The organism is Adlercreutzia mucosicola DSM 19490, assembly GCF_000422625.1.
GTDB classification, from domain to species: domain Bacteria; phylum Actinomycetota; class Coriobacteriia; order Coriobacteriales; family Eggerthellaceae; genus Adlercreutzia; species Adlercreutzia mucosicola.
Genome location: NZ_AUGK01000014.1, coordinates 88,397 through 98,842 on the forward strand (window position 1 = coordinate 88,397; position 10,446 = coordinate 98,842).

The window sequence follows — 10,446 nt, forward strand, 5'->3', positions numbered from 1 at the left end:
CCCCCCCCATGAGAAGAGGCGCCGCCACCGCCCGCACGTCAAAAAGGGGCGCCGAGCCTGAGCTCGGCGCCCCTTGCAGGTGCACGCTATGCGAGGCTGCGCGATTACTCGTCGAGCGCCTCGGCGATCTCGTCGGTGATGTCCATGGTGTGGTACACCGCCTGCAGATCCTCCAGTTCTTCTAGCTTGTCGATGAGACGCATGACCTTCTTCGCGTCGGCCACGCTCACCTCGGTGGGAGTGCCGGCGATCATGGTCATCTCGGCGCCCTTCACCTGGATGCCCTGGGCCTCCAGCTCCTTCACCACGGCCATGAGATCGCTCGGCGCGGTGTAGACGATCCACTCCTCGTCGGCGTCCTCGTAGTCGTCGCCGCCGGCCTCGGCCACGGCCAGCATGAACTCCTCCTCGTCGGCCGCAGCGCCGTTGGGGCCAACAGGGTTCTTCTTGTCGCCGGTCTCCACTTCCTTGGACACGATGATCTGGCCCTTGCGGTCGAACTGGAAGGCCACCGAACCCGAGGTGCCCAGATTGCCGCCGGAATGGGAGAACGCCGCGCGCACGTCGGCAGCGGTGCGGTTGCGGTTATCGGTCAGGGCCTCGCAGAGCACGGCCACGCCGGCCGGGCCGTAGCCCTCGTAGACCACGGTCTCGTAGCTGGCGGCGTCCTTGCCGGAACCGAAGGCTTTGTCGATGGCGGTCTTGATCTTGTCCTTGGGCATGGAATAGCCCTTGGCCTTCTCGATGGCAGCGGCCAGCGACGCGTTGTTGTCGGGGTTCGGGTCGCCACCCTCCTTGGCGGCCACGGTGATGTTGCGAGCCAGCTTGGAGAACAGAGCCGAGCGCTTAGCGTCCTGCGCGGCCTTGCGATGTTTGGTGGTTGCCCACTTAGAATGCCCTGACATGGATACGTCCCTTCAAAACACGAATACAACAGCGGTTCATGGTATCACAGCTCCTACCCCTCGTCCACCCGCTCCAGCAGCTCCTCGCGGGAGCTCACGCCGACCTTGCGGTAGATAGCCTTCACGTGGGTGCGCACCGTGCTCTCGGAGATGACGAGCGTTCCCGCAATGAACGCGATGCCGTGGCCGCGGCCCAGATACCCCAGAATCTCCCGCTCGCGCGGGGTGAGCGCCGCCCCATCGGCCAGCAGCGCGCAGCGGGCGGCCACGTCGCGCGCAGCCGGCACTGGCGCGGGCGGGCGGCCGGGCAGGTCGTCAGCTTCTCCCTCCCCCGCGTCATGCGAGGTCGCACCCCGCGATGCACGCCACAGCGCCGCCAGCGCATCGCCGATAAGCGCCACGAAGAACAGCGTGCTCACCACCAGAAGCGCCGGACCTCCGCCCTGCTCCTGGAAGGGAGGCAGCCACGCCGCCGCCACGCCGGCGATGGAGCACAGGGCGAAGCCGGCCACAGCCACGCCGTAGACGAAACCGCAGGGCAGCTCGCCCCCATGGGCAAGGGCCGCCAGGCTCGCCAGAGCCAGAATAGCGAGCATGCCAAAGAACACATAGGTCAGCCACGCCGCGAACCACAGAGGCGGCGTGCCCGCGGGAAAGCTGTTCAGAAAGACGAGCGCCAGCGCGAAGGCCGGCAGCACGAGCCGGTAGATGACGGGCAGAAGCGGCCGCGACGAGCGCACGAAGCACAATGGCACCACCACCAGCGCCCCCAGCACGCAGCCGAGCACCTCCATGTGCACCACGTCGAACAAGATGAACTTGCGCGCGCCCATGAGGAAGGCGAACACCATGAGCCCCGCAAAGGGCATGGCCAGAAGGCGGACCATGATGGCGAATCCACGAACCAGGCTGCAGCCAGCCGCCTCCCCGACGGCCCCGCGGGACGCCCCCAATTCGCCTCGGCGCGCCTTCCAACAGGGCAGAAAGCAGCTGAGGGGCAGCAGCACACAGAACACGAGCAGACCCACGGCAAACGTCGGCGAGGCTAGCAGCATCTCCAGAAGGGACGAAAGTCCCACCATAACCGCCACCCATAGAAGCGCCTGACGCAAATCGTACTGGGCCATGTAGGCGCCCCACGCCACGGCCAGCTCCACCGTGCCCGCGGCAAGGAGCGCACCAGCGGCCACGGCCAGGCCCGACGCCGCGAAACCGGGAACGGCAGCCGCCAGAATGAACAGCCCGTAGCCGGCAAGATAGCACGCCGCCCCCGCATACACCCACCGGCTTCCGAGCAGCCGCGCACGGCCGCCCTCTCGGGAGGAGAGCCATGCGGCCAGCATACCACCCGCGACAGAGCCGCCGAGCAGCGTGTTGGCGAAAGGGGCCATATAGGCGCCCGCATCGTAGACCCCCGCTTCGAAGAGCAGGTGGTTCGGCGCGTATATGGGCAGGGTGACCAAGAAGGCCGCCAGCATGAGCGTTTCCAATTTGAATGACGAGCTGAGATGCAACGGCACAACCCTCCCCGGTTCACGTCGCAGCAGATCGCTGCCTAGTATACCCAAAGTTTCCGATAGGGGACGTAACCGTTCCGCCATCTTTTCAAAATCAACTGTGACCTGGTGTTTAGTTGTATCTACCCCAATTCCGCGAGAGCCGCTTCCCCCCAAATACCCCGATTCAACGATTTCTCGCGCCCCCGACGCCATGCCACCATGGGGCCATCGCGGGGCAAGAGGCGCCGCGAGGCAACATCCCCGATACCTAAGGGAGGACAAGGGAAATGAGCAAGGAGAACCTGAAGGGCATGTCCCGTCGCTCGTTCATCGGCATGGGCGCCATGGCCGCCGCGGCGGCCGGCGTGGCGGGCCTGGCCGGCTGTGCGCCTGCCGCCAACGGCAACGCGAGCGCAACCGACGCCGCCGACACTGACCCGGCAGCCCAGGGAGCCGGCGCGAGCGATGTGCACATCCATAACGTCACCGATACCAGCTGGATGACGCCCCCGGCCGAGGTGACCGAGTTCGCCACCGAAATCGACTGCGACGTTGTCGTCGCGGGCATGGGCTACGCCGGCATGTGCGCATGCCGCGAGCTGGCCGAGCAGGGCAAGAAGGTCGTCATGATCGAAAAGCAGCCCGAGGACAGCTTCGCCGCCGTGGGCAACGAGTTCGCTTCGCTGAACGCAGCTATCTTGAAGGAGCGCGGCGTGCCGCACATCGATCCGGTGGAGTTCTACCAGAACTTCATGAAGATCACCTCGAATATGCCGAACCCGTCTTTGGTCATGAAGTTCGCCCAGAACTCCGAGGCCAACTCCAACTGGTACCTCGATCAGCTGACCGACGATGACTTCGCATCCATGACCACGGCGTTCTTCCCGCCCACCGAGCATCAGATGAGCGAGCTTTCCGGCATCAAGTTCTGGGCCAGCGTCTGCTCGTTCTACGGCCAGGAGTGCAACCAGACCAAGATCATCCTTTCCAACAAGGCCGCTGCCGAGGACAAAGGCGCCGAGTTCCACTTCGGCACTACCGCCGAGTACGTCATCATGGAGAACGGCGCGGTCGCGGGCCTCGTGGCGAAGGACGACAGCGGCTACATCAAGGTGAACAGCAAGGCCGTCGTCATCGCCTGCGGCGGCATGGGCGGCAATCCCGAGATGATGGCCTACTTCATGCCCGACATGGCCCAGGCCCTTGCCGGCAACGACGCGCTGACCTCCATGTCGGCCAACGACGGCCGCGGCGTGCAGATGGCCTACTGGGCCGGCGCGCACCTGGAGACGACCCCGGTGGCCGGCATGAACATGAAGGGCCTGGCTGTGCCCGGTAAGATGAACTGCCTGCCCCAGGCCGTATGGATCGATGAGTCTGGCAAGCGCTTCGCCAACGAGTACTATCCTACCAGCGAGCAGCGCGGCTACCAGACGGTGTTCATGAGCCGCAAGACCAAGTACGCCGTGGTGGACAACAACTTCACCGACTACCGCCAGTACACCCTGCCCCAGCACGCCGGCTTCACTGCCAACGAGGAGAACATCTCCTCCCTGCGCGAGTCCCTGGACACCGCCTATGCCAAGTTCAAGGGCACCTACGAAGAGCCCGAGCAGACCGAGGAAGAAGGCCCGGGCGGCCACGGCCCCATGACCCAGGTGGAGTGGATCGCCGACGACACCCTCGAGGGCCTCGCCTCCCAGATGGGCCTTTCTGGCGACGCCGTCACCGAGTTCGTCGCCCAGATGGAGCGTTGGAACGGCTACTGCGACGCTGGCGTGGACGAGGAGTTTGGCCGTGCGAAGGAAGTGCTCTTCCCGGTGAAGGACGGCCCCTTCTACGCCTGCACCTTCGACCCGGTGCTCGGCGAGACCATGGTCACCATGGGCGGCATCATCACCGACGGCGAACAGAACGCGCTGGACGCCAACTACGAGCCCATCCCCGGCCTGTACGTGTCGGGCAACGACTGCGGCCGCCGCTTCGGCACCGAATACGTGACCCCCATTCCCGGCTGCTCGCTCGCTTTCGCGCTGGTGCTCGGCCGCGAGTGCGGCAAGTCCGTGGCGAAGTTCCTCGGCTAGTAATGTCAGATGGGTCGGAGCGCCGCCGACATCGGCCGCGCTCCGACCCATCTGAAACGCCATTCCCGCTGCGGGGCCTTCTCCCTCCCGGCTGCCGCAGATCATCAATAAAGCCCCCGGCCGTCCCCTCCCCGGCCGAGGGCTTTTCGTCTGCGAAAAGAATGCCCGGCTCCCGGCCGGGCATCGTCGTCTTCGTTGCATGCGGCGAATCTGGCGCTCCTACCCCTCCCGCAGCCACAGGCCCGTCTTGCCGCCGTCCTTCTTCAGCAGGCGCACATCGCTGATCTCCATACCGCGATCCACCGCCTTGCACATGTCGTACACAGTGAGGCAGGCCACGGAAGCAGCCGTCAGCGCCTCCATCTCGATGCCGGTCTTGCCGGTCACGCCGCAGGTGCACGTCACGTGAATGCCCACACGGCCGTCGGCACGCTCGCCCTCGCGCACCGGCGCGCACTCCACCTTGGCCTTCGTGATGTTCAGCGGATGGCACATGGGGATGAGATCGCTCGTCTTCTTCGCGGCCATCACCCCGGCCACGCGCGCGCAGGCCAGCACATCGCCCTTGGCCGCCTTACCCTCCACGATAAGCGCCAGCGTTTCCGGCTTCATGGAGATGAAGCCCTCGGCCACGGCCACGCGCTCGGTGTCGGCCTTCTGCGAGACGTCCACCATCCGCACATCACCGTTCTCGTCGATATGGGTCAGCTCGCTCATTTATCCTCCGATCTGAGACATGTTGCGTTCGGTTCCCACTTTGTCGTGGTGTTCGTCGGGCTTGGCGCCCAAGGCCTCCAGCAGCACGGCGCGCACCACTTCGTCATCGCCGTTGCGCAGGGCCTCGCGCACGTCCAGCTCGTGGTCCGAGAACAAGCAGGGGCGCACTTTGCCGTCGGCGGTCACGCGCAGGCGGTTGCACTCGCTGCAGAAATGGCGCGACAGCGGACTGATGAAGCCCACGGTGCCCGCCGCGCCGGGGAACTCGAAATAGCGCGCCGGCCCCCAGCCCACAGGCTTGGACGACTTCGACGCCGGCACGAGCGCCGGCAGCCCCGCCGCCGCGGCCTGGGCGCTGATGAGCTCGCACAGCTCTTCCGAGGGAATCACATCGGCCTTGCCCCAGCCCGTGCCCCCCTCGCCCTCGGCGTTGCCCACGGGCATGTACTCGATGAAGCGCACATGCAGCAGCCGGTCGATGGACAGCTTCGCGAAGGCGAGGAAGTCCTGGTTCAGGCTGCGCACGGTCACCGCGTTCACCTTCACGGGCGCCAGCCCCGCTTCCAGGGCCGCGTCGATCCCGGCCAGGGTATCCTCCAGACGGCCCACCCGCGTGATCGCACGGAACTGATCGGGATCCAGCGTGTCCAGGGAGATGTTCACCCGCGAGAGCCCCGCGGCCCGCAAATCGTCGACCATGGCGGGCAGGAGCACGCCGTTGGTGGTCATAGACACGTTCTCGATGCCGTCGATAGCGGTGATGGCTCCCACCAAATCCACCACGCCCTTGCGCACGAGCGGCTCGCCGCCCGTCAGGCGCACGCTGCGAATGCCGAGGCCGGCCGCCACGCGCACCAACCGCTCGATCTCCTCGATGCGCAGAATCTCATCGTGGCCCATGGAGCAGACACCGCTCTCGGGCATGCAGTAGACGCAGCGGAAATTGCAGCGATCCGTCAGCGAGATGCGCAGATAATCGATCACGCGCCCATGCGAATCTTTCAAGGCTCCCCCTTGCTCCGTTTCTCGGAAGCTATTATACACAAGCGGGAATAAACCGCAATCGCACCTCCGGTGATACTGCCAGAAACAAGGGACCGCACAAAGGGGCCGCCCGCAAACTCGACCCTAGCGCGTCACGAGATACACGCGATCGGGCGGGATGCGCACCCACAGCTCGTCGCCCACTTCGGGCAACGGAGCCGCGCCATCGTGTTTGCCCACGCGCCAGAACAGGTGCTGATGCAAGTAGCTCATCTCGTTGTCCTGGAAGGCCACCGCGCTCTCGGCGGCTCGTTCGCGATCGAGGAACCCCAGCAGCACCGTGCGCTCGAACCGCGAATCGCTTGTGCGGTCCACGCGCACCCGGTAGCAGTTCTCCCCGGGCCCGCTTGCCCGCTCGACGAAAAAGGCGCGCAGACCCAGGCATCGGACCGTCTCGGGTACCGCATCGGCAGTGCGCACCGCGATGCCCCAACGAGGCAGGTACACCTCGTGCTCGCCGATGCGCTCGGCCGGCGTAACGTTCTTGCAGCCCGACAGCTTCAACCCCGCCACCGACTGCGGTCGGTTCACCAGCGCATCCCCCGACCCCACCTCGACGAGACGCCCGGCTTCCACCACCGCGATGCGGTCGCAGAAGCGCAGTGCCTCGTCGATGTCGTGGCTCACGTACAGAATCGTGCCCTCGAAGGCGCTAAAGAGGCTCACCAGGTTCTGCTCGAGCACTCCCTTCAGGTGCGCATCCAAAGCGCTGAAGGGCTCGTCCAACATGAGAATGCCCGGACGGGCCGCCAGCATGCGGGCCAGGGCCACGCGCTGCTGCTGGCCGCCCGAGAGCTGGGAGGGATAGCGCTGGCCGAAACCGCGCAGACCGAAGCGCGCGAGCTCCTCGGAAATGATGCGCGCCCGCGCCGTCTTGTCCATCGTCCGGTCGATGCCGGCACCGATATTCTCGGCTACGGTCAAGTTCGGGAACAGCATGTAGTTCTGGAACAGCAGGGCCGTCTTGCGCTGCTGCGGCGTCAAGTTGATGCGGGCCGCCGAATCGAAGAACACGCGATCGTTCACGATAATGCGGCCCTCATCGGGCGTTTCGATACCCGCGATGCAGCGCAGGGTAAGGCTCTTGCCACAGCCCGATGCCCCCAGAAAGCCCAAGGTCTCATCGTGCGCCTCGAAGGCCACATCCAGCTGGAAAGAGCCGAAGTCCTTGCGAATGTCCACCAGAAGACTCATCGCGCCCCTCCTTCCCCGCCGAGCAGGTCGCCTTCCCGGGCAACACCGCAAGCCGCCCCCATGTCAGTCGCTCCGCGCCAGCTGTCGCCGTGGCTGCGCCGCGAGCCGCCGCGCGTGCCCGAGCGTCGCGGCTTGGGCGAGCGCCCGTCAAGGCGGGGTCGCTGACGGTAGCGCGTAGTGTGGCGACTCCACAAATTAATGAACAGGATCACCACGAAGCTGAACACCAGAAGCACGATGGTCCAGAACCACGTGGCCTCGGTGTTTCCGTTCATCCACTCGAAGTAAATGGCGATGGGGATAGTGCGCGTCGTGCCCAACTGATTGCCGGCGAGAAACAGCGTGCAGCCGAACTCGCCCAGGGCCCGGGCGAAGGCGAGCACCGTGCCCGAGGCGATAGAGGACCAGGACAGCGGCAGCATCAGCTTCACGAAGATGCGTCCGTTGGACCATCCCAAGGTGCGGGCCGCATCCATCATGTTCGGATCCAGGCTTTCAAAGGCCCCGCGGGCGCTGCGGTACATGAGCGGGAAGGCCACCACCACCGCGGCGATGACCGTGGCCTGCCAGCTGAACACCAACGGGAAGCCCACATCCTGGAAAAACTGGCCGAGGGCCGTATTGCGCCCCAGGGCCATAAGCAGCAGAAAGCCGCACACCGTCGGCGGCAACACCATCGGGATGGTGAAGATGGTGTCGAAGACGTCCTGGGCCCGCTTGGAAATGCGCATGGTGAAATAGGCCGCTGCGAGCCCGAGGACGAACACGAACACAATAGCCACGCCGCAGGTCTTTAGTGTCACCCACAAAGGCGACAAGTCCACCGAGGCAAGAAAGACGCCCAGTGATTCCACCGGTCCTGCCTCCTCGGCGATATGAGCCGCATCGGCAGCCACCAGGCGAAAGCTGTCCATCTGGGCCGGCCGTACTTCGGCCTTCACATCGTAGGCCTCATCGGAGCCTTCCACCGTCACGTAGAAGCGCCCCTCGGTCAGCTCGCGCCCGAAGGTGTAGGTGACCTCGCCCACGGTAAGGGAGGCGTCGGGGCCGTCGCCCGGCACGCCGACGAACGCATACCATTCGTCCTGGCCGGCCAAGGGGCTCACCCCCGCAGAGAAGTTGGAGTCCAGTGCCGCCAGCAAGCTCTTCACGTCATCCAAAGCCGGACCCTCCGACGCAATGCCGAATCGGTCGGCCGCCTCCTGGGGAATGAAGAGCACCGCGTAGTCCGCCGTGTTCACCACGGCCACGCGGTCTGGGGCGCTCATGCGATAGGTGTAGCCGAAGTCGCGCCCATCGACGGCTCGGGCCGATCCGGTGCGGGAACACTCGAAGGCCTCGGCGGCGAAATCGCAGCCCTCGATGCGGGCGGCATCGCCATCGGCCGACACCTCCACCTCGGGTGCGGCCCGCGAGGCCTCCGCACCGCTTTCGGCCCAAGCTGCCTGGGGAGAGAGAACAGCCAGGCACAGTGCCAGGCCAAGCCCCATCAACCGTCGCAGCATAGTCTTCCTTCCCACAGTGTTATCCCCAAGATGGCGGGACGGGGCGCATCGGCCCCGTTACCGCTCGCTTATCTCATTGTCTCACATATCGGCCGCTACGCAGCGCGCTCGAAGCCCCATCGCTCCCAAATCTGAGCGCAGTCCTCGTCGGTCATGCACCAGGTGAGAAAGGCCTGGGCGGCCTCGGCGTTCTCGCTTTCAGCGCACACGGCACCAGGATAGGTGATGGGCCTGTGGGTATCGGCGGGTACCACCGAGCAAATCTCCACGCCACCCATACGGTACACATCGGAGGTGTACACCATGGCAATGTCTACCTCGCCAGACTCGGCGTACTTGCACACATCGCCCACCTTGCCGCCCAAAGTCACCTTACTTTTGATGGCATCGGAGAAGGAGCCCCCCTTGCCCGTGGCATCGGCACCGGTCGCACCGTCGGGCTCGATATAGGCACCCACGGTCGTGAGCGCCTGGCAGGCGTAGTTGCCGGCGGGCACATTCTCATCGCCCACTGCCAGGGTGTACTTGCCTGCAGCGATATCGGCCAGCGTGATATCGGTTCCCACCAGATCGCCGCCCTGCTTAGTCACAACGACGAGATCGTTGTTGAACATCGTCTGGCGCGTGTCCTCCTTCACATAGTCCTTTTCCACCGCATCGTCCATGGTGCCCTTCGAAGCCGTGATGAGCACGTCGGCGTACTGGCCTGCGGCGAGCATCTCCACCAGCGTGCCCGAGCCCTCGTACTGGGTATCGGCGAAGGTGACGTTCGGATGCTGAGATGTATAGAGCTCCTGAGCCTCAGCCATGGCCTTGGTAAGCGAGTTCGCGGCGAAAATCTGGAGCTTCACCGGCTCGCCCGTCGCGGACCCCTCCCCCGCGCCGGTGGCTGTCGCGTTCGGCTGCTCCTGACCCGACTCGGCACCCTTTGCCGGCTCCTCCGAGCTTTGGCCGCCGCAGCCGGCAAGACCGAGGGCAGCGATCATCATCGTGGCCGCGAGAGCGGCAAACAATCTCCTGGATATGTTCTTCATAGGACCTCCCTTGATTATATTATTCTCATATGCGAATAATTCATGGACCTATAATAGCGCTCCCGATACCTCACCGCAAGGGTCATTATTCATATATGAGAATAAAGAAAGCCCCCAAACCATAGGTCCGGGGGCTAAACTGCGTACAGCGGAGGGCGCGAAAAAGCGCCCCCTGCGAGCGGAACGACCTGTCCTCCCGCGGCCTCGCGCCGCAGTACTTTCGGCGAGGTGGGGCTTAACTGCCGAGTTCGGAATGGGATCGGGTGATCCCCCACTCCATGGTTCCGCTCGCGGGAGGCGCTCCCGCGCGGCGATATCCTGCCGCCGAGGGGCGTGGGGCCTCCCCCGCGCCGCCCTGGCGCCTGCATGCGCGCGACATCCCATCACGACCGGATCGCATGTTACTGGCAATGAAGAAGAGCTCGGGCTATTAGTAGCGCTCGCCTGAGCAGGTCGCCCTGCTT

The 10,446-nt window shown here is 65.1% G+C and carries 8 protein-coding genes and 1 rRNA gene; 1 reads left to right on the forward strand and 8 read right to left on the reverse strand.

Going from position 1 to position 10,446, the window contains the following annotated elements; genetic code table 11:
* Positions 1–104: 104 nt before the first annotated feature.
* Together G503_RS0109215 and G503_RS0109220 are read right to left on the reverse strand one after the other, a co-directional pair.
* On the reverse strand, positions 105–905 hold the full coding sequence (locus tag G503_RS0109215) for a YebC/PmpR family DNA-binding transcriptional regulator (protein ID WP_028027350.1): 801 nt from the start codon (positions 903–905) through the stop codon (positions 105–107).
* Between the two features lie 53 nt (positions 906–958).
* Positions 959–2,383 (reverse strand): helix-turn-helix transcriptional regulator, encoded by a 1,425-nt coding sequence (locus tag G503_RS0109220; protein ID WP_028027351.1) that lies wholly within the window; start codon positions 2,381–2,383, stop codon positions 959–961.
* Positions 2,384–2,691: 308 nt separating this feature from the next.
* Between G503_RS0109220 and G503_RS0109225 the strand changes: the two genes are divergently transcribed.
* Positions 2,692–4,488: an FAD-dependent oxidoreductase gene (locus tag G503_RS0109225; RefSeq protein WP_084636483.1), complete on the forward strand. Its 1,797-nt coding sequence runs from the start codon at positions 2,692–2,694 to the stop codon at positions 4,486–4,488.
* Positions 4,489–4,707: 219 nt separating this feature from the next.
* Here G503_RS0109225 and moaC read toward each other — a convergent pair whose 3' ends face one another.
* The 6 genes from moaC to rrf form a co-directional block, all read right to left on the reverse strand.
* Positions 4,708–5,205: a cyclic pyranopterin monophosphate synthase MoaC gene (gene moaC, locus G503_RS0109230; protein WP_028027353.1), complete on the reverse strand. Its 498-nt coding sequence runs from the start codon at positions 5,203–5,205 to the stop codon at positions 4,708–4,710.
* Positions 5,206–6,210: a GTP 3',8-cyclase MoaA gene (moaA, locus tag G503_RS0109235; protein ID WP_028027354.1), complete on the reverse strand. Its 1,005-nt coding sequence runs from the start codon at positions 6,208–6,210 to the stop codon at positions 5,206–5,208.
* Positions 6,211–6,333: 123 nt separating this feature from the next.
* Positions 6,334–7,443 carry a sulfate/molybdate ABC transporter ATP-binding protein gene (locus G503_RS0109240; RefSeq protein ID WP_028027355.1) on the reverse strand — a complete coding sequence of 370 codons (1,110 nt, stop codon included), beginning with the start codon at positions 7,441–7,443 and terminating at the stop codon, positions 6,334–6,336.
* Positions 7,440–8,948, reverse strand: coding sequence for a molybdate ABC transporter permease subunit (gene modB / locus G503_RS14615; protein WP_156891987.1), 1,509 nt, complete (start codon positions 8,946–8,948; stop codon positions 7,440–7,442). The genes G503_RS0109240 and modB overlap by 4 nt, the downstream gene beginning before the upstream one ends.
* 95 nt (positions 8,949–9,043) lie before the next feature.
* Positions 9,044–9,982, reverse strand: a complete 939-nt coding sequence (locus tag G503_RS0109250; RefSeq protein ID WP_028027356.1) for a molybdate ABC transporter substrate-binding protein — start codon at positions 9,980–9,982, stop codon at positions 9,044–9,046.
* 175 nt (positions 9,983–10,157) lie between these two features.
* A 5S ribosomal RNA gene (gene rrf / locus G503_RS0109255) occupies positions 10,158–10,272 on the reverse strand.
* Between the last annotated feature and the right edge of the window lie 174 nt (positions 10,273–10,446).